Raw genomic sequence first — 19,330 nt, 5'->3', positions numbered from 1 at the left:
TTATATTGGTAAATAGATTGACTGGTCTGACCACTAAAATAAGTCATTTAATAATATAGCAATTGAAACCTTTCTGCATAAACGAAGGAGTGAGCCGTTTTGACACTAAGAGAAGAAGCTTTGCATATGCACCGCGAAAACCAGGGAAAGCTGGAGTCAAAATCCAAGGTCCAGGTACGTAATGCCAAGGATCTGAGCCTTGCTTATTCGCCGGGAGTGGCTGAGCCGTGCAAGGCGATATATGATAAACCGGAAACAGTATACGAGTATACAATGAAGGGCAATATGGTTGCTGTAGTATCAGACGGTACAGCCGTGCTTGGACTCGGCAACATCGGCCCGGAGGCTGCGCTTCCTGTAATGGAAGGGAAAGCGGTCCTTTTTAAAAGCTTTGCAGGCGTTGATGCTTTTCCCATCTGCCTGAATACAACCGATATTGATAAAATCGTTGAAACTGTTAAGCTTCTTGAGCCAACCTTCGGGGGCGTCAATTTGGAGGATATTGCGGCTCCTAATTGCTTCGTGATTGAAGAAAGGCTGAAAAAAGAAACCAATATACCAATCTTCCACGATGATCAGCATGGCACAGCTATTGTGACAGTTGCAGGGATGGTCAATGCCCTTAAGCTTGCAGGTAAGAAGATGAATGAGGTCAAAGTTGTAGCTAATGGTGCAGGCGCTGCCGGAATTGCCATCATTAAGCTGCTGTACAGCTATGGCGTCAGGGACATTATCATGTGCGATACAAAAGGCGCCATTTTTGAAGGCCGTCCGCAGGGCATGAATGATATTAAAAATGAAGTGGCGAAATATACGAACCGCGACAATAAGCAAGGAAGCCTGGCAGATGTCATTGTCGATGCAGACGTATTTATTGGAGTTTCTGCAGAAGGAGCTCTGACAGCAGACATGGTCAGGTCGATGAAGCAGGATCCTATTATTTTTGCGATGGCCAATCCTAATCCGGAGATCATGCCTGAAGAAGCAAAAGAGGCAGGCGCAATGGTTGTGGGCACCGGAAGGTCGGATTTCCCTAACCAGGTGAATAATGTCCTTGCTTTTCCCGGAATCTTCCGCGGAGCCCTGGATGTGAGGGCAACACATATAAATGAGAAAATGAAAGTGGCTGCGGTCGAAGCAATTGCAAGCCTGGTCAGCACAGAAGAGCTGACTGCAGACTACGTCATTCCGGGACCGTTTGATCCGAGGGTTGCGCCGGCGGTGGCTGCAGCGGTAGCGAGGGCAGCCATGGAGACGGGCGTAGCCAGGATCAAAGTGGATCCTGAAGAAGTAAAGGCAAAAACAAGCAGACTTGCAGTCATTGGAAAAAGTGAGTGATCAGAGAGCGTGAATTTGTCGGAAGGCTCCAAAGTATATGTTGAAATCGTGAAAGAATTAAGATCGATGATCCAGGAGGATGGCTTGAAGCCTGGGGACAAATTGCCTTCTGAACGGGAACTGACAGAGCGCCTGAATGTCGGGCGCTCTTCCGTCCGGGAAGCGCTGCGGGCGCTTGAACTGCTTGGCCTTATTGAGACAAGGCGCGGGGAAGGGACATTCATCCGTGACTTCAGGGGGCACCAGCTTGTACAATTATTGAGTACATTCATCCTGCAGGATGAAAGATCAAAGCATGATGTCAGGGAAACCAAGTACCTGATTGAGATGGACTGCCTGTGGCTGGTCATGCGCAAGGCAGAAGATGCCCAGCTTCTGGAGCTGCGGAAGTGGGTGGATTCATCTGCTTTTGCAGATGATGATTTTTTTTACAAAATTGTCAGCCTGGCGGATAACCATCTGTTCATCAGAATGTGGCTGATCCTGAAGGATTATTACAATTCACTGCATCTGCAAGGAGCCGATGCCACACTCGAAGAGTATACAAATCTTATCGACGCTCTTTCAACCCGGAAAGAATCAGAAGTCAGAAGAGTGTACCGGGATTTGAGGAAATTGTCGATTCAGCGGTGACAGTTTTTTGCAGATTCTGCAAAGCGATTGTTCTATATTGATAGGGACAAACATACGAAGCGCCTGAAAAGGCTTCGTTTTTTAGATCGGTGGTCTGACCACTGGATCTTAAGCAGTATTTAAGTATATTGGGGCTGATAGTTCCTGAGGCATTTGCCTGATATTAATTGCTTATGTAACGAATGGGGGAGGTTCACCTTGCTTAAAGATATATTCAGTAAACCAAAAAAGAAGAAATATGCAACCATACCTTCGGAAACCGCAAAGCATGATGTTCCAGAGGGAATTATGACGAAATGTCCTAATTGCAAAAAGATCATGTATACGAAAGAGCTGTCCAAAAATTTAAAAGTGTGCTTCCATTGCCAGCACCATCATTCCATGAATTCCCGTGAGCGGCTTAACAGCTTCCTCGATCCGCATACTTTTGAAGAGCTTAATGCTAATATGATTTCTGAAAATCCGCTTGGCTTTCCGGATTATGTAGAGAAGCTGGAGAAAGACCGCAAAAAGACAGGCATCAATGAGGCTGTCGTAACGGGGACTGGTGAAGTAGAAGGCATGAAAGTTTCTGTGGCTGTAATGGATTCGACTTTCCGGATGGGAAGCATGGGATCTGTAGTCGGGGAGAAGATCACCCGGGCAATTGAAAAAGCGGATGAACTGGCTGTTCCGTTCATCATTTTCACTGCTTCCGGCGGGGCAAGGATGCAGGAAGGGGTACTCAGCCTTATGCAGATGGCCAAGACCAGCGTTGCGCTGAAACGCTTCAGCGATAATGGCGGCCTGATTATCTCGATCATGACCCATCCTACTACAGGAGGCGTTTCAGCAAGCTTTGCCTCACTGGGGGATTACAATTTGGCAGAGCCTGGAGCACTGATCGGCTTTGCGGGCAGGAGGATCATTGAACAGACGATAAGAGAAGAACTGCCTGAAGATTTTCAGACGTCTGAATTCCTGCTTAAGCATGGCCAGCTTGATGCAGTGGTTTCAAGGACGGAGCTGAAGGAGAAAGTAGCCAACATACTCAGCATTCATCAAGGAGGTGACTTCGAATGGTAGGAGAACTTGAATTTGAAAAGCCGGTCGTCGAACTGAAAAAGAAAATTGCCGAGCTGAAGGATTTTACAAAAGATGCAGAAGTCGACCTTTCTGCCGAAATAACCAAGCTTGAGAACCGCCTTGAGAAGCTGGAGAAGGATATTTATGAGAATCTGAAGCCTTGGGACAGGGTGCAGATTGCACGCCATCCTTCCCGGCCAACGACGCTTGATTATATATCCCACATCTTTACTGACTTTTTTGAGTGCCATGGAGACAGGGCCTTTGGGGATGATGAAGCCATTGTTGGAGGTATTGCAAAGTTCAGGGGACTTCCTGTCACGGTAATCGGCCAGCAGCGCGGCAAGGATACCAAGGAAAATATACGCAGGAATTTCGGGATGCCTCATCCTGAAGGATACCGCAAGGCACTCCGTTTGATGAAGCAGGCGGAGAAGTTTGGCCGTCCGATCATTTGCTTCATTGACACGAAAGGCGCTTATCCCGGGAAGGCAGCAGAAGAGCGGGGACAGAGCGAAGCCATTGCCCGAAATCTATTTGAAATGGCTGGCCTCACGGTGCCCGTCCTTTGTGTCGTCATCGGTGAAGGCGGCAGCGGAGGCGCCCTGGCATTGGGAGTCGGGGACCGCATTATGATGCTTGAAAACTCCACCTACTCCGTCATCTCACCAGAAGGGGCAGCAGCAATTCTCTGGAAAGATGCAGCCCAGGCGAAAAGGGCGGCAGAGTCAATGAAAATCACCGCTCCGGATCTGAAAGAGCTGGGAGTTGTAGACGAAGTGATCCCGGAAATCAAAGGGGGAGCTCATAAAGATGCGAGAGGACAGGCCTTCGAAATCGAGAGCATCTTGTACTCGGCACTGAAGGAGTTGAAAGGCTTGCCGGTGGAGCAGCTTGTCAGCCAAAGATATGAAAAATATAAGTCGATCGGTGAATACTCGTTTTTGAATGACTATATTGGGGTAAATTAAAAAACGTGCTTCCAGCACGTTTTTCTTTTACTCCACATGGGAAAAGTCGTCAGGCTAAAGGTTAAACGCTTTCATTTTAGCGATAATTCCGTCTTTTGCTGTTTCGTGCAGGATTAAGTTGAGATAGACCATTCTTCATGGTATTTTAGAAATATTCCCTGCTATTATGTTTATAATAAGAGGGTATGAACTATCCTCTCAAATATAGATCTTTCCTATTTTATCCATTTACATAGTTTATTGCTATTGACAATTAATGAGGTGATTATGTTGAAACGAATTGGCGTATTAACAAGCGGAGGGGACGCTCCCGGAATGAATGCAGCTGTGCGTGCCGTAGTCCGAAAGGCGATCTTCCATGAAATTGAAGTATATGGCGTTTTCGGCGGATATGCAGGCTTGATCAGCGGAAATATCAAGAAACTGGAGCTTGGTTCAGTCGGCGATATTATTCACCGCGGCGGCACAATGCTTTATTCAGCAAGATGCGAAGAGTTCAAGACAAAAGAAGGACAGCAAAAGGGGATCGATCAGCTCAAAAAGCATGGCATTGACGGCCTTGTCGTAATCGGCGGGGATGGCTCCTACATGGGCGCCAAAGCCCTGACTGAGCAAGGATATCCTTGTGTAGGGGTGCCGGGCACAATCGACAATGATATCCCTGGTACAGAATTTACAATCGGCTTTGACACGGCTTTGAATACAGTTATTGATGCGATCGACAAAATCCGCGATACAGCTACATCTCATGAAAGAACCTTCATCATTGAGGTTATGGGCCGGAATGCAGGAGATATCGCCCTTTGGGCTGGCCTTGCAGGCGGAGCAGAAACCATTCTGATCCCAGAAGAAAATTACGATATGAATGATATCGCAGATCGTCTTCAAAAAGGGAATGAACGCGGCAAGAAGCACAGTATCATCGTGGTTGCTGAAGGTGTATGCAGCGGCCATGAGTTCGGAAAGCAGCTGAAAGAAGCCACCGGCACTGATAACCGGATTTCAACACTGGGCCATATCCAGCGCGGCGGATCTCCGACTGCTTTTGACCGTGTGCTGGCAAGCAGGCTCGGCGCCCGTGCTGTGGAATTGCTGCTGGATGGCAAAGGCGGCCGTGCAGTAGGCATGGAGCAGAATAAATTGGTTGATTATGATATTATTGAAGCATTGGGCAGAAAGCACACTGTTGACCTTGACTTGTACAAACTGTCACAGGAGCTTTCCATTTAAAGAAAATGGCGGAGGCTTGCGAGGAAGCCTCCCCGCCTTTTCATCAGGGCCGGCTCATGATCGGATTAAGGAGCCGGAACGCCCTGGATTATGAACGCAATGGCTTGCAGAAGCAAGCACAGGTACAGTAGGAGGAATCTGACTGTGCAAATATATCAGGAGGTTTGTGAAATATGCGCAAAACGAAAATCGTTTGTACGATTGGCCCTGCCAGTGAAAGTATTGAGAAATTGACACAGCTGATTGAAGCTGGAATGAACGTTTCCCGTCTGAATTTTTCCCACGGAGATTTTGAAGAACATGGAGCAAGGATCAAAAACATCCGCGAGGCTTCTAAAAGCACTGGCAAGACGGTCGCAATCCTGCTTGATACAAAAGGACCTGAAATCCGTACAAACAATATGGAAAACGGGGCAGTCGAGCTGGAAGCCGGAAACAATATCATTGTTTCAATGAATGAAGTTCTGGGGAATGCCGATAAATTTTCAGTTACATACGCCGGACTGATTGACGATGTCCATACTGGTTCAAAAATCCTGCTGGATGACGGCCTGATCGGATTAGAAGTAACAAAGATTGATAAGGCCAACAGTGAAATTCATACAAAGATCCTCAACAGCGGAACTTTGAAAAATAAAAAAGGCGTTAACGTTCCAGGCGTTTCTGTAAAACTTCCAGGAATTACAGAGAAGGATGCAAATGATATCCTTTTTGGAATTGAGCAGGGAGTAGACTTCATTGCTGCATCATTCGTGCGCCGTGCTTCGGATGTTCTTGAAATCAGGCAGCTGCTTGAAGATAATAATGCTTCACATATCCAAATCATCCCTAAGATCGAAAACCAGGAAGGCGTCGACAACATCGATGAAATCCTTGAAGTATCTGACGGTCTGATGGTAGCCCGCGGCGACCTTGGTGTTGAAATCCCTGCAGAAGAGGTTCCTCTTGTGCAAAAAAGCCTGATCAAAAAGTGCAATATTCAAGGCAAGCCTGTTATTACCGCTACACAGATGCTTGATTCTATGCAGCGCAATCCGCGCCCGACGCGTGCAGAAGCAAGCGATGTGGCCAATGCGATCTTTGACGGCACAGATGCCATCATGCTATCCGGCGAAACAGCAGCAGGCACATACCCGGTAGAAGCAGTGCAGACGATGCATAACATCGCTTCCCGTGCAGAATCAGCGCTTGATCATAAAGAAATCCTTTCTAACCGCAGCAAGGATAACGAACATAATATCACAGATGCGATCGGCCAGTCTGTGGCACATACTGCTTTGAATCTCGATGTTAATGCAATCATCACTCCAACGGAAAGCGGCCATACAGCAAGGATGATTTCAAAATATCGTCCAAAGGCACCGATTGTTGCGGTAACTTCCCAAGAATCTGTTACACGCCGCCTTTCATTGGTTTGGGGTGTATATCCTCAGGTCGGACAGGAAGCTTCAACGACGGATGATATGCTCGATTCAGCTGTACAGGAAAGCATGAACAGCGGACTAGTCGGTTCAGGCGACCTGGTTGTCATCACTGCAGGCGTCCCTGTTGGCGAGGCAGGAACAACGAATCTGATGAAGATTCACGTGATTGGCGATGCAGCACTGAGAGCACAGGGCATCGGCCGCAAATCAGCGTTCGGGAAAGTGGTTGTCGCAAAGGATGCAAAGGAAGCGATTGAAAAGGTCACGCAAGGTTCCATTCTTGTCACAGTCGGCTCTGACCGTGATATGGTTCCTGCCATTGAAAAATGCAGTGCCTTGATTACGGAAGAGGGCGGATTGACAAGCCATGCAGCTGTTGTCGGCCTTAATCTTGGAATTCCTGTTATCGTGGGTGCGGAAAACGCTACTTCCATTTTCAAGGATGGCCAGGAAATCACAGTCGATTCGCGCAGAGGCATCATCTATAATGGACATGCCAGCGTCCTGTAATTAAGAAAAGAAGAAGGGTTTTGCCGCCCTTCTTCTTTTTTGTCAAAAATTAATTTTATGATGTGCTGTTCCTGCATAATTGGTCTTTTAAGCCATACAGTTTTATAATAGGGACAGGCAGGTATTTTAGAAAAAATGTCTTCTGGCATGTAATCCACCACCTGTTCAAGACTGGAGGAAAAGAAATGCGCTATATTCTTCTGCTGTTGATCGTCATCCCGGCAGCTGAAATAGGAGTTCTTCTGCTGTCAGGAAAGGTCATCGGTGTATGGCTGACCATCCTGCTCATCATTTGTACAGGCCTGCTGGGTGCTTACCTGGCAAAGAAGCAGGGGCTTGAGACAATCCGCAGGGTACAGGAACAGCTCGGCCGCGGCCAGCTTCCGGGAGATGCGGTCCTGGATGGCATCTGCATCCTAGTCGGCGGCACGCTGCTCTTGACGCCCGGGTTTATTACAGATATAACTGGTTTCCTTCTGCTGCTGCCCCCTTCAAGGATATTCTTCAAAAATATCCTGATGAAAATTTTCAGGAGCAGGATTCAAAGAGGAAACATTAAGATTATCAGATAGAAAGAAAGTCTGCCCTGGAGCAGCGGGTTCCTTATTCCCCCGCTTCCTGCATGGCAGACTTTCTTCTTTTCATTGCCTGTTCATACAGGCTTTCTTCTGTCATTACCTTTAATGTAAAGCCATAAATCCCTGAACACGCCTGCCTTATGGAGGGTCGTGATAATGACAAGGACTACAGGGCCGGCAATGAGGCCAAGAAAACCGATTGTCTTAAAGCCGACAAACAAAGCAACCAGGGTAGCGAGCGGATCCATGCCTATGCTGGAGGAAAGCACCTTCGGCTCCATGATCTGCCTTTGTACAAGGACGATGACATATAGGACTCCCAGTCCGACTGCGGTGCTCATTTCTCCTGCAATGGCCTCGTAAATAATCCAAGGGACAAAAATCAGGCCTGTGCCCAGGTAAGGGATGATGTCAACGATCCCTGTAACGAGGGCAATCGTGATGGCATAATCTACACGAAGGATGAGCAGCCCGATTAATATGATGATAGCAGTGATAGAGACCAGGGTAGCCTGTGCTTTGACAAACCCGAATAAGGCCTTTTTCAGATCGGTGAAAACTGTTGCGCTGCTGGCTTTTGCTTTTTCAGGGAGCAGCCTGTTCCCCAGGATGGAAAGCCTGTACCAGTCTTTGCTGATGAAAAAAGTGGCCAGAAGGGAAAAAATCACGACGGTTGCAGCATTAGGGAACCAGGAAAGGATATTTGGGATTTTTTCAAAAAACGATTGTATAAAAGATCCTGCGGTCGCTCCGAATCTGGAGCCTACATTTTGGATATTGGCGAGGATGGTATCCTTTTGTCCCGTATCCAGGCTGTTGAACATACTGGTGAGCTGATTGTAAAGCGGGATCAGCTGTCCTGCAAAAAAGTCTTCGGCATATGTAATCAGCGTTTCAAGATGATTCGGGACCACCTGTGCCAGGTAGTCTGCACCAGAGACGATCTCGGCAATCAGCAGAGTAATAAGACCGGCAAAAAAGGCAAAAATAAGAATCAGGCTGATAAGAACGGCGAGAGCCCTTGGCATCCTCCCTTTCCTGACGAGGAAATTGACAAGCGGATTCATCAGAAACGCAATGGCGAATCCGATTATAAACGGATAGGTTACCTTTGAAACATAAAATAAACCAGCCAGGAGCAGGAGGACTGCTCCAATAACTACAATAAATCTCAGGGATCGATTCAGATAAACAGTATTCAAAACCGTTTTTCCTCCTTGGGATATTCAAATTTGCGCCGGGTGCTGCCCTCTGCCGTACTGCACTGCTCAGCAGGCATCACTTCATATTTACGTTCCCCGCTGGAATAAGATTCGGCACTGCCGGAAAAAAGATGATTTTTTGGGGCAGGCGCTAAAGCAGCCAGGACCAGCATATAGTGACATATTCGTTGAAGACGGTCCATTGTCCTGCTGCATATGTTTCAAAAGAAAAAGCGATTAAGCAGCTTCAATAGCATCAGAATCAGGAGGAAGACCAGACTGAAAAGCAATGTGGCAGCATGTGCGCATTGTCAGGCAAATCAATAAAAAACCTTAATTATATTATGTTAAAATAATGAAAGTATGAAGGAAGGAAGAATAATATGTCCCAGTCGCTTATTTTTTTGATCCTGCTGCTGGCCATCGGGCTGGCTGCGAAAAATAACTCTCTTGTCCTCGCTGTCATGGTGCTGGTGGCTATAAAAGCCATTGGTGCTGATTCAAAGATATTTTCCGTGCTGCAGTCAAAAGGAGTCAATTGGGGAGTCACGGTCATTACCATCGCAGTACTGGCCCCGATTGCAAGCGGAGATATCGGTTTCAAGGAACTGACAGCAGCTTTTAAATCGCCGTACGCCTGGATTGCCCTGATTTCGGGAATGGCAGTCGCGCTGATTGCAAAAGGCGGATTGACACTGCTGACCGAGGATCCGCATATTACGGCAGCGCTTGTTCTTGGGACCATTCTGGCCGTATCCCTGTTTAAGGGGGTTGCAGTCGGGCCATTGATCGGAGCTGGAATCGCTTACATGGCAATGAGACTATTTGAATTTCTAAAATAGTTTTCTCCAAAAATAATAATTTTTTCACATTTCGAGTGCCTTTTCATTCACAAATATCAGATAATTGTTTATAATAGGACTTGTAAGCGTAACCTTTTTACAATTTCCTGCCGCCAGAATCAGTAAAAGGCGGCAACGAAAAAATGAAAGCATTTTCTTTTTTTTAATACTGGTTCCGAGCAAGCGCTCGATATATCAGGCTTGCGGAGCTTTGTTCAAAAACCTGCAGCATCAGCTCTGCAGTCTATTACACAACAGGCTCGGTCGGGCTGAACAGAATGATCTTTTACCGGTGCTATTTTTGGACATGCCGGCATGTTTACAGGCATACCGGCAAGGGGAAAATCAATTTGTAAAGGAGAGGTTCATATGACAGCAACACGAGGACTTGAAGGGGTAGTGGCGACTACTTCCTCTATCAGCTCGATCATCGATGATACGCTCACTTATGTGGGATATAATATCGATGATCTGGCGGAAAATGCAAGTTTTGAAGAGGTAATCTATTTATTGTGGCACAGGAAGCTTCCGACTGCCAAACAATTGGAAGAGCTTAAGAACCAGCTGGCAGAAGATATGGAACTTCCTCAGGAAGTGCTTGAACATTTCAAAATGTATCCGATTGATAAGGTGCATCCTATGGCTGCGCTGAGGTCAGCTGTGTCCCTGCTTGGCTTATATGATGAGGAAGCAGATGAAATGAATGAAGAGGCCAATTACCGCAAAGCAGTCCGCCTGCAGGCCAAAATGCCTGCGATCGTTACGGCATTTGCACGTGTGCGCAAAGGGCTTGATCCGATCGCCCCTAGAAAGGATCTCACTTTTGCTGCCAACTTCCTTTATATGCTTACTGGCAACGAGCCGGAAGATATCGCAGTTGAAGCTTTCAACAAGGCGCTTGTCCTGCATGCCGACCATGAGCTGAATGCATCCACTTTCACTGCCCGTGTCTGTGTAGCGACATTATCTGACGTTTATTCCGGTGTCACTGCAGCCATCGGCGCTCTTAAAGGGCCTCTTCATGGAGGAGCAAACGAAGCCGTCATGAAGATGCTTACAGAAATCGGCGAATTGAATAATGTAGATTCATATATTCGCGAGAAGCTGGACAATAAAGAAAAAATCATGGGCTTTGGCCACCGCGTATACCGTAAAGGCGATCCGCGCGCCAAACACCTGAGGGAAATGTCTGAAAAGCTGACTCATCTGACTGGTGAGCCGCACTGGTATCAGATGTCAACACAGATTGAGGACATTGTGACAGGAGAGAAAGACCTTCCGCCAAATGTTGATTTTTATTCTGCATCTGTTTATCACAGCCTGGGAATCGACCATGACCTGTTTACGCCGATCTTTGCCGTAAGCCGCGTATCCGGATGGCTTGCCCATATTCTGGAGCAATACGAAAACAACCGCCTCATCCGTCCGCGCGCCGACTATACAGGACCGGGTATGCAGACATATGTTCCGGTTGCTGAACGCGGATAATATAGTAAACAATTTTACTTTTCAGTAAAAAATTGATGTAATAGAAGAAGGGAATTCGGATGCCTCTTTTTAAAGAGGATAGGATGGCAGCATGATAGAATGATAGGCTGCACTTTTAAACTTCCGTTTCCTGGAGAAAACCGCGCACCGATCGGCATTTCCGGCCAGCTTTTTCCCGCTGGTCTCTGCTGCTGGGGTGATGTGTGCCGGCCTATGCTTAAGAATTTGGAGGGAGAAACCATGCAAGGTGAAAAAATTACTGTAACGAACGGCGCTTTAAACGTGCCTAACAATCCTATCGTCCCATTTATCGAGGGAGATGGAACTGGACCGGATATTTGGGCTTCAGCATCAAGAGTATTGGATGCTGCAGTTGAGAAAGCTTATAATGGCGAGCGCAAAATCGTCTGGAAAGAGGTTCTTGCAGGTGAAAAGGCATTCAACCAGACGGGCGAATGGCTTCCATCTGAAACGCTTGAACTTATCAACGAATACCTGATTGCGATTAAAGGTCCGCTGACAACTCCAATCGGAGGCGGGATCCGTTCATTGAACGTTGCCCTTCGCCAGGAGCTTGACCTGTATGTCTGCCTGCGCCCTGTACGCTGGTTCGAAGGTGTCCCATCTCCAGTCAAGCGTCCTCAGGATACTGATATGGTTATTTTCCGCGAAAATACGGAAGATATCTATGCAGGGATTGAATATGCAAAAGGCTCTGATGAAGTGAAGAAGCTGATCACTTTCCTTCAAAACGAAATGGGCGTCAATAAGATCCGTTTCCCTGAGACATCAGGAATCGGCATCAAGCCAGTGTCTGAAGAAGGCACAAGCCGTTTAGTCCGTGCAGCTATTGATTATGCCATCAAGGAAGGCCGCAAATCAGTAACGCTTGTACATAAAGGCAATATCATGAAGTTCACAGAAGGCGCATTCAAAAACTGGGGCTATGAGTTGGCTGAGAAGGAATACGGCGACAAAGTATTCACTTGGGCCCAGTATGACCGCATCAAAGAAGAGCAGGGGACAGAAGCTGCCAATAATGCACAGGCTGATGCAGAAGCTGCAGGCAAAATCATCGTCAAGGATGCCATTGCCGATATCTTCCTTCAGCAGATCCTTACACGTCCGCGCGAGTTTGATGTAGTGGCTACAATGAACCTGAACGGAGATTATATCTCTGATGCACTGGCTGCACAGGTAGGCGGCATCGGAATCGCTCCTGGAGCAAACATCAACTATGTAACAGGACATGCAATCTTTGAAGCAACCCACGGCACTGCACCTAAGTATGCCGGTCTTGATAAAGTTAATCCATCTTCAGTTATCCTGTCAGGCGTATTGCTGCTTGAGCATCTTGGCTGGACTGAAGCTGCGAACTTAATCGTCAAATCCATGGAAAATACAATTGCATCAAAAGTTGTGACTTATGACTTTGCGCGTCTGATGGACGGTGCGACAGAAGTGAAATGTTCTGAGTTCGGCGATGAGCTGATCAAGAACATGAAGTAAAACCAGCAGGAACTTTTTCAGGAGGCCGGTTCTCATCAGAGGACGGCCTCTTACATAATCGGAGATATCCGGCCGCTGCCCTGCCAGCTGCAGGCTGCGTACCAAACCATTCCTTAAGGGGGAACATGTCATGACATTGAAACGCAAAAAGATTTCTGTAATCGGCGGAGGATTTACCGGAGCAACGACAGCTTTCCTGCTTGCCCAAAAGGAGCTTGGGGATGTAGTCCTTGTGGATATTCCTCAAATGGAAAACCCTACAAAAGGAAAAGCGCTTGATATGCTTGAAGCAAGTCCTGTACAGGGGTTTGATGCCAATATAACAGGCACATCCAGCTATGAAGATACGAAGGATTCCGATATCGTGGTGATTACAGCCGGAATTGCACGCAAGCCTGGCATGAGCCGCGACGACCTTGTTCAGACCAACCAAAAAATCATGAAAAGCGTCGCGCAGGAAATTGTAAAATATTCTCCTGAAAGCTATATCATTGTCCTGACAAACCCGGTTGATGCCATGACCTATACGGTCTTCACAGAGTCAGGCTTCCCGAAAAACCGGGTAATAGGCCAGTCAGGCATCCTTGATACGGCGCGTTTCCGCACCTTTGTCGCCCAGGAGCTTAACCTTTCTGTTAAGGATATTACAGGCTTCGTCCTTGGCGGACATGGAGATGACATGGTGCCGCTTGTCCGCTATTCTTATGCAGGGGGCATTCCGCTGGAAACATTGATTCCGAAGGACCGCCTGGATGCAATCGTTGAGCGGACACGCAAAGGCGGAGGAGAAATCGTTAACCTTCTTGGAAACGGAAGCGCTTATTATGCTCCGGCTGCTTCTTTGGTGGAGATGTGCGAAGCAATCCTTAAAGACCAGCGGCGGGTGCTGCCTTCCATTGCTTATCTTGAAGGGGAATATGGTTATGAAGGCATTTATCTTGGCGTTCCAACCATTCTTGGGGCGAACGGGATCGAAAAAATCATTGAACTGGAACTGACAGACGAAGAAAAAGCTGCGCTGGATAAATCGGCGGAGGCTGTCCGAAATGTGATGGATGTGCTTGCTTGATAAACAATCAGATCGGGGGGGGGAATACCCCCGATTTTTTTTAAAATAAATAACTGAATTATCAAACTTATAAATGAAAACGATTACAAAAATTGGAGGTGCTCTTCCTTGCTTCTAGGAAAAAAGCGCAAACTGGGCAGGAGAATTGAAGAAATAACAGCAGGGGAAAAGCTGACATTAACAGAAAAAATAGAGGATAAGGATCTGCTGCTTTATCTTGGCTTGACCAATGATGCAAATCCTCTTTATATCCAGCATGACTATGCTTCCCAGACGCCTTATAAAAAACCGATAGTACCCAATATCATGCTGAATGGCATCATATCTTCGGCGGTTTCCAAGTATTTGCCTGGTCCGGGTTCTCATATTCTTAAACAGGAGATTGAGTATCATAAACCTGTGTTCCATTATTCTGTCATCGAATTTTTATTTTTGGTGGATGACGTAAATCAAAGCAGCCATACAGTAACAATCAAAGTGGAGGCCATCACGGAAGAAGGCGAACTCGCATTAAGCGGTTCTCTCCTTGTATGCCCTCCATACCGCCTGGAAGGAATGGAAGGCAGCGCATTGGATAACTTTTAAATAGACAATATTTAGACCCGGAATGGAAGCATTCCGGATCTTTTTAATCTTTTTTAGCTTAAATCTCATGCTCGGACTGTCCACCGGTTGTGAGACATCCTGTAAATCATATTTCTTATCCCGGAATATTCCTTATTGCTTTTCCTCCGGCCCCATATATTATAATAGAGCTGTGGTACTTGGGGTTTTTACAGGGGTAATATAGATTATTGGAGGCCTTTATGGATAAAAAAGTGCTAGTAGTTGATGATGAACAATCCATTGTCACCCTTTTGGAGTATAACCTGAAACAGGCAGGATATGAGGTAATCACTGCAATGGATGGAGAGTCCGGCAAGGATTTTGCCCTGCAGGAAAGGCCGGATCTGATCGTGCTGGATCTAATGCTGCCAAAGCTCAATGGCATAGAGGTCTGCAAGCAGCTTCGCCAGGAAAAAATACATACACCCATCCTCATGCTGACTGCAAAGGATGATGAATTTGATAAGGTGCTTGGCCTGGAGCTTGGCGCTGATGATTATATGACAAAACCTTTTAGCCCGAGAGAGGTTGTTGCCCGGGTAAAAGCAATCCTGCGCAGGACTCAGCTGACGGCCGGGCAGCAGGAGCAGGCTGAAGAGGATTCTGATTCTATCCGGATAGGCGGGCTGAAGATCTTCCCGGAGCATTATGAGGCATTTTTCTCGGAAGAACTGCTGGAACTGACACCGAAGGAATTTGAACTCCTGCTTTACCTTGCCCAAAATAAAGGCAGGGTGCTGACGAGGGACCAGCTGCTGAGTGCTGTATGGAATTATGATTTCGCAGGCGATACAAGAATCGTGGATGTACATGTCAGCCATCTGCGGGAAAAGATTGAGGAGAATACGAAAAAGCCGGCTTATATAAAAACAATCAGGGGGCTGGGCTATAAACTGGAGGAGCCGAAGGGCTGATGACCAAATTCCGCACAAGGCTTCTTTTTGCCCTGATCACGCTTATCATTGCTGTTTTGGTAGGTTTGGGCCTCCTGCTGGGCCAGCTGTTTAAAAGCTATTATCTTAAGTCATTCGATGAAAGGCTCATCAAGGAAAGTGAGATGCTTTCTACATATATTGAAGACAGCGGGGGGATTGATGCGCTGAGCCAAAAAACCATCCTCGATTTTGGGGAAATGCTGGGTGTCCGTGTCACCATTGTCAATGATGACGGCACCATCCGTTATGACAGCAAAGGTGAAAGAGAAAGCATTGATAGCAGGCATGAAGGGATTATACAGGGAATCCTAAGCAAAACAGGCAGAGATGAGGAGGTCTTCGAGGTTGAAGGCGGCTTTGATCTGCATTATTATTGGAAGCCGATTATCCAGGATGGAGCAAATGAAGGCTATATATTTCTCAGCTCACAGATGACAGAGCTGAAAAAAGCCTACAGGCAGATTTGGTGGATATTGACTGTCAGCCTTGGGCTTGCACTTGCAGTCATCATCCTCCTGGGCTCAAAGATTGCTGCGAGATATACGAAGCCAATTGAATCAGCTACTAACGTCGCCATTGAACTTGCAAAAGGAAATTATCGTGCAAGGACGTATGAGGATAATATAGATGAAACCGGTATGCTCAGCTCCTCGATCAATGTCCTTGCCAGAAATCTGCAGGATATGGTTAAGGCCCAGGAAATGCAGCAGGACCGGCTGGGAACCCTGATTGAAAACATGGGGAGCGGCCTTATTTTAATTGACAGCAGGGGCTATATCAGCCTTGTGAATAAGCCATACTATGAAATCTTCGGCCTGGAGCCTCACGGCTATGTCGGCAATCTTTATTATGAAGTGATTGAACAAAAAGAAATAACCGACCTGGTTGAAGATATCTTCATGACAGAACAGAAAACAAGAAAGCAAATGGTGATCCCGGTTGCAATTGAGCGCAAGCATTTTGAGGTGTATGGAGTCCCGATCATCGGAACGAATGATGTATGGAAAGGTATCCTGCTTGTTTTCCATGATATAACGGAATTAAAAAAGCTCGAACAGATGAGAAAGGACTTTGTCGCTAATGTTTCTCATGAGCTGAAGACACCGATCACCTCTATTAAAGGTTTTTCAGAAACACTGCTTGACGGTGCTATGCATGATCAAGCAGCGTTATCGGCTTTCCTGGACATTATATTGAAAGAAAGCGACCGCCTCCAGTCGCTCATCCAGGATCTGCTGGATCTCTCCAAAACAGAACAGCAGGGGTTCAGGCTTTCTGTCCAGGAGATGGATCTTTCCAGCCTGCTTGGCGAATGCCTGGCGATACTGAATGGAAAAGCAAAGGATAAGGCTATTGATATAGAGTATTCAGATCAATCGGGAAATGGGTGGATCAAGGGAGATCCTCACCGTCTGAAGCAGGTGTTCATCAACCTGCTGACCAATGCCATTACTTATACTCCGCAGGGCGGAAAAATATCCGTATCGCTGGAGGAAAAGGAAGATAAGGTCCAGGTTGAGGTTAAGGATACAGGCATGGGAATTGACCAGGATGAAATTCCCCGGATCTTTGAACGGTTCTACAGGATCGACAAAGCAAGGAGCAGGAATTCCGGAGGCACTGGCCTTGGCCTTGCAATCGTTAAGCATCTCGTTGAGGCCCACAAAGGCAGCATTACGGTTGAAAGTGAAGTGGGGAAGGGGACAACTTTTAAAGTGCAGCTGCACAGGGAAATTTCATAAAATGCGTACATATGGATTTAAGTTTACACATTCTTTACATGGTGTTTATTGTGCCTTAATATTCCATTGATACAATCATTTATGAAAAACCCCTTCATCCAAGGAGCCAAACCAGAAAGACGAAAGCAGACCCCGCTTTCGTCTTTCGCCATTTATTCAGCTTTTTTGTAATCATATTGAAACCTTTCTGTTATACAGCCGTATTAAGAGGCAGAGATAAAAACAGAAAGGGGAGCAAGGGAATGGTCAGTTTAAAAAGGATTTATACGATATTAGGCCTCGCGGTCCTGATTATCATACTGAGCATTGCAGCATTCACGACCTGGTATACAGTCGACGAATCTGAACAGGCTGTCATATTGACATTCGGTGAAGTGGAACAGGGCATCAATGAGCCTGGACTGCATTTTAAAATGCCATGGCCAATTCAATCAGTAGAAAAGCTATCGAAAGAAACCTTCAGCCTTCAATTCGGTTATGAAGAAAAAGATGGGAAGGTAAAGGAACATCCTCAAGATACAAAGATGATTACAGGGGATGAGAACATAGTCCATGCAGACCTTGTGGTGCAATGGAAAATTACAAATCCTGAAAAATTCCTTTTTAATGCTGATAATCCTGAGGAAGTCATGTATGATGCAACTTCTGCCTCATTAAGAAGCATCATAGGCAATTCCAAGATCGATGACGCCTTAACCTCAGGCAAGGCGCAAATCGAAGGGGATGTCAGAGAGATGCTGACTTCTTTGATTGAAAAATATGATATTGGCATATCGATACTGGCAGTCAAACTTCAGGATGTCGAACTTCCCAATGATGAAGTCCGCAAGGCATTCACCAATGTAACAGATGCCCGTGAGACGATGAATACTAAAATAAATGAAGCCAAGAAATATAAGAATAAGAGAATGAATGAGGCAGCCGGTGAAGAGGATGCCATGATTTCCAAGGCAAAAGGAGATAAAACTGCAAGGATCCAGGGAGCGACTGGTGATGTAGCCGTATTCAATAAGCTGTACGCGGAATATAAGAACAGCCCTGATATCACAAGGGAGAGGCTGGTGCTCGAAACGCTTGAGCAGGTTCTTCCCGGTGCTGAAATCTATATCATGAATGATGACGGGAATACCATGAAATATTTCCCGATCAGGCCTCTTGAGAAGGAGCAGCCTAAGGCACCGGCAGAGGAAGGAAGTGAAAGCAATGGATGATCAGAATGTAGTGAATATAAATGAGCGCGGAAACGGGTTTCAATGGCGAAACTATATTAAAGCAGGCATTTTTCTTGTAGTTGTCATCGCAGCACTGATTCTGGTCTTTGCCAACCTCTTTATCGTGAAGGAAGGCGAGTACAGGGTTATCCGCCAGTTTGGAGAAGTAGTCAGGATTGAGAAGGATCCCGGACTCAGCTATAAACTTCCTTTCATCCAGAGTGTCACTTCCCTGCCTAAGTATCAGATGACCTATGATGTCAATGAAGCGGAAATTAATACGAAAGATAAGAAAAGGATCATTATTGATAATTATGCCGTTTGGAGAATCGAGGATCCCAAGAAGCTGATTGCAAATGCCCAGACGATGGAAAAAGCAGAGTCAAGAATGGAAGAATTCATCTACTCGGTGGTAAGGGCAGAGCTAGGAAATTTGGAATATGAGGACATCATCACTGATGAAGAAGCCTCTTCCCGCGGTTCAATCAATGACAGGATCACTGAACAGGTGAATGAGATGCTGTCCAGGGACCAGTATGGGGTCGTTGTGACGGATGTCAGGATGAAAAGGACCGATCTGCCAAGCGAAAATGAGCAGTCTGTATACACAAGGATGATTTCCGAGCGGGATACAAAGGCACAGGAATATCTTTCACAGGGTGATGCGCAAAATAACAGGATTGTAGCAGAAACAGACATGAACGTTAAAGAGATGCTTTCAAAGGCACAGGCTGAAGCAGAAACGATCCGGGCGGAGGGTGAGGCAGAAGCTGCCCGCATCTACAATCAGTCGTTTTCAAAAGATCCTGATTTCTACTCTCTATACAGAACACTTCAATCTTATAAAAAGACGATCAATGGGGAGTCTGTTATTGTGCTTCCTTCCGATTCGCCGTATGCCCGCCTGTTGATGGGGTATACAAACTAGCAGGCAAATAGCTGCGCGCCGTTATTTTTCTTTCTTTATCCAGTCGTGA

General features: G+C 46.4%; 18 protein-coding genes. 16 read left to right on the top strand and 2 right to left on the bottom strand.

Annotation, left to right across the window (positions count from 1 at the left end):
- Positions 1-99 precede the first annotated feature (99 nt).
- From N288_RS18240 to pyk, 6 genes are all read left to right on the top strand, one after another.
- Positions 100-1,338 (top strand): NAD(P)-dependent malic enzyme, encoded by a 1,239-nt coding sequence (locus N288_RS18240; RefSeq protein ID WP_022544269.1) that lies wholly within the window; start codon positions 100-102, stop codon positions 1,336-1,338.
- 66 nt (positions 1,339-1,404) lie between these two features.
- Positions 1,405-1,971 (top strand): FadR/GntR family transcriptional regulator, encoded by a 567-nt coding sequence (locus N288_RS18235; protein ID WP_050767249.1) that lies wholly within the window; start codon positions 1,405-1,407, stop codon positions 1,969-1,971.
- 198 nt (positions 1,972-2,169) lie between these two features.
- Complete coding sequence (gene accD / locus N288_RS18230) at positions 2,170-3,036, top strand: acetyl-CoA carboxylase, carboxyltransferase subunit beta (RefSeq protein WP_009791348.1); 867 nt, start codon at positions 2,170-2,172, stop codon at positions 3,034-3,036.
- Positions 3,030-4,007: an acetyl-CoA carboxylase carboxyl transferase subunit alpha gene (accA, locus tag N288_RS18225; RefSeq protein ID WP_009791349.1), complete on the top strand. Its 978-nt coding sequence runs from the start codon at positions 3,030-3,032 to the stop codon at positions 4,005-4,007. The genes accD and accA overlap by 7 nt, the downstream gene beginning before the upstream one ends.
- A 270-nt stretch (positions 4,008-4,277) precedes the next feature.
- Complete coding sequence (gene pfkA / locus N288_RS18220) at positions 4,278-5,237, top strand: 6-phosphofructokinase (protein ID WP_009791350.1); 960 nt, start codon at positions 4,278-4,280, stop codon at positions 5,235-5,237.
- Positions 5,238-5,410: 173 nt separating this feature from the next.
- Positions 5,411-7,171, top strand: a complete 1,761-nt coding sequence (gene pyk / locus N288_RS18215; protein WP_009791352.1) for a pyruvate kinase — start codon at positions 5,411-5,413, stop codon at positions 7,169-7,171.
- Here pyk and N288_RS25230 read toward each other — a convergent pair.
- Positions 7,144-7,320, bottom strand: a complete 177-nt coding sequence (locus tag N288_RS25230) for a hypothetical protein (protein WP_156917018.1) — start codon at positions 7,318-7,320, stop codon at positions 7,144-7,146. The genes pyk and N288_RS25230 overlap by 28 nt on opposite strands.
- A gap of 36 nt (positions 7,321-7,356) precedes the next feature.
- Between N288_RS25230 and N288_RS18210 the strand changes: the two genes are divergently transcribed.
- Positions 7,357-7,743 (top strand): FxsA family protein, encoded by a 387-nt coding sequence (locus N288_RS18210; RefSeq protein ID WP_022544267.1) that lies wholly within the window; start codon positions 7,357-7,359, stop codon positions 7,741-7,743.
- 80 nt (positions 7,744-7,823) lie between these two features.
- Here N288_RS18210 and ytvI read toward each other — a convergent pair whose 3' ends face one another.
- A complete protein-coding gene (gene ytvI, locus N288_RS18205) occupies positions 7,824-8,951 on the bottom strand; it encodes a sporulation integral membrane protein YtvI (protein ID WP_009791355.1) in 1,128 nt (375 codons plus the stop codon).
- Between the two features lie 383 nt (positions 8,952-9,334).
- Between ytvI and N288_RS18200 the strand changes: the two genes are divergently transcribed.
- The 9 genes from N288_RS18200 to hflC all read left to right on the top strand — a co-directional run bounded on the left by N288_RS18200 (position 9,335) and on the right by hflC (position 19,281).
- Complete coding sequence (locus N288_RS18200; protein ID WP_009791357.1) at positions 9,335-9,793, top strand: DUF441 domain-containing protein; 459 nt, start codon at positions 9,335-9,337, stop codon at positions 9,791-9,793.
- A 369-nt stretch (positions 9,794-10,162) separates the two neighbouring features.
- A complete protein-coding gene (citZ, locus tag N288_RS18195; protein ID WP_009791359.1) occupies positions 10,163-11,281 on the top strand; it encodes a citrate synthase in 1,119 nt (372 codons plus the stop codon).
- Positions 11,282-11,521: 240 nt separating this feature from the next.
- Positions 11,522-12,790 carry an NADP-dependent isocitrate dehydrogenase gene (gene icd, locus N288_RS18190; protein ID WP_009791360.1) on the top strand — a complete coding sequence of 423 codons (1,269 nt, stop codon included), beginning with the start codon at positions 11,522-11,524 and terminating at the stop codon, positions 12,788-12,790.
- A gap of 130 nt (positions 12,791-12,920) precedes the next feature.
- Complete coding sequence (mdh, locus tag N288_RS18185; protein ID WP_009791361.1) at positions 12,921-13,859, top strand: malate dehydrogenase; 939 nt, start codon at positions 12,921-12,923, stop codon at positions 13,857-13,859.
- Positions 13,860-13,967: 108 nt separating this feature from the next.
- On the top strand, positions 13,968-14,444 hold the full coding sequence (locus N288_RS18180) for a MaoC family dehydratase (RefSeq protein ID WP_009791362.1): 477 nt from the start codon (positions 13,968-13,970) through the stop codon (positions 14,442-14,444).
- Between the two features lie 221 nt (positions 14,445-14,665).
- Complete coding sequence (locus N288_RS18175) at positions 14,666-15,379, top strand: response regulator transcription factor (protein ID WP_009791363.1); 714 nt, start codon at positions 14,666-14,668, stop codon at positions 15,377-15,379.
- Entirely contained in the window at positions 15,379-17,142 is a 1,764-nt protein-coding gene (gene pnpS, locus N288_RS18170; RefSeq protein ID WP_009791364.1) for a two-component system histidine kinase PnpS, read from the top strand. The genes N288_RS18175 and pnpS overlap by 1 nt, the downstream gene beginning before the upstream one ends.
- Positions 17,143-17,384: 242 nt before the next feature.
- Positions 17,385-18,353 carry an FtsH protease activity modulator HflK gene (gene hflK, locus N288_RS18165; protein ID WP_022544265.1) on the top strand — a complete coding sequence of 323 codons (969 nt, stop codon included), beginning with the start codon at positions 17,385-17,387 and terminating at the stop codon, positions 18,351-18,353.
- The gene (gene hflC, locus N288_RS18160) at positions 18,346-19,281 is read left to right on the top strand and encodes a protease modulator HflC (RefSeq protein ID WP_009791366.1); all 936 of its coding nucleotides are present in this window, start codon (positions 18,346-18,348) and stop codon (positions 19,279-19,281) included. Before hflK ends, hflC begins: the two co-directional genes overlap by 8 nt.
- The last annotated feature ends 49 nt before the right edge of the window (positions 19,282-19,330 follow it).

Source organism: Bacillus infantis NRRL B-14911 (assembly GCF_000473245.1).
Taxonomy (GTDB): Bacteria; Bacillota; Bacilli; order Bacillales; family Cytobacillaceae; genus Bacillus_AB; species Bacillus_AB infantis.
The sequence above is the reverse complement of the archived record's forward strand: the minus strand, read 5'-3'. Positions and strand labels throughout refer to the sequence as shown.

Excerpts from the sequence above, each read along its gene's own strand:
- accA (WP_009791349.1), top strand. The coding sequence starts at position 3,030 with ATGGTAGGAGAACTTGAATTTGAAAAGCCGGTCGTCGAACTGAAAAAG.
- hflC (WP_009791366.1), top strand. The coding sequence starts at position 18,346 with ATGGATGATCAGAATGTAGTGAATATAAATGAGCGCGGAAACGGGTTT.
- citZ (WP_009791359.1), top strand. The coding sequence starts at position 10,163 with ATGACAGCAACACGAGGACTTGAAGGGGTAGTGGCGACTACTTCCTCT.
- pnpS (WP_009791364.1), top strand. The coding sequence starts at position 15,379 with ATGACCAAATTCCGCACAAGGCTTCTTTTTGCCCTGATCACGCTTATC.
- hflK (WP_022544265.1), top strand. The coding sequence starts at position 17,385 with ATGGTCAGTTTAAAAAGGATTTATACGATATTAGGCCTCGCGGTCCTG.
- N288_RS18200 (WP_009791357.1), top strand. The coding sequence starts at position 9,335 with ATGTCCCAGTCGCTTATTTTTTTGATCCTGCTGCTGGCCATCGGGCTG.
- N288_RS18175 (WP_009791363.1), top strand. The coding sequence starts at position 14,666 with ATGGATAAAAAAGTGCTAGTAGTTGATGATGAACAATCCATTGTCACC.
- N288_RS18235 (WP_050767249.1), top strand. The coding sequence starts at position 1,405 with ATGATCCAGGAGGATGGCTTGAAGCCTGGGGACAAATTGCCTTCTGAA.
- mdh (WP_009791361.1), top strand. The coding sequence starts at position 12,921 with ATGACATTGAAACGCAAAAAGATTTCTGTAATCGGCGGAGGATTTACC.
- pyk (WP_009791352.1), top strand. The coding sequence starts at position 5,411 with ATGCGCAAAACGAAAATCGTTTGTACGATTGGCCCTGCCAGTGAAAGT.
- N288_RS18210 (WP_022544267.1), top strand. The coding sequence starts at position 7,357 with ATGCGCTATATTCTTCTGCTGTTGATCGTCATCCCGGCAGCTGAAATA.
- N288_RS25230 (WP_156917018.1), bottom strand. The coding sequence starts at position 7,320 with ATGCCAGAAGACATTTTTTCTAAAATACCTGCCTGTCCCTATTATAAA.
- icd (WP_009791360.1), top strand. The coding sequence starts at position 11,522 with ATGCAAGGTGAAAAAATTACTGTAACGAACGGCGCTTTAAACGTGCCT.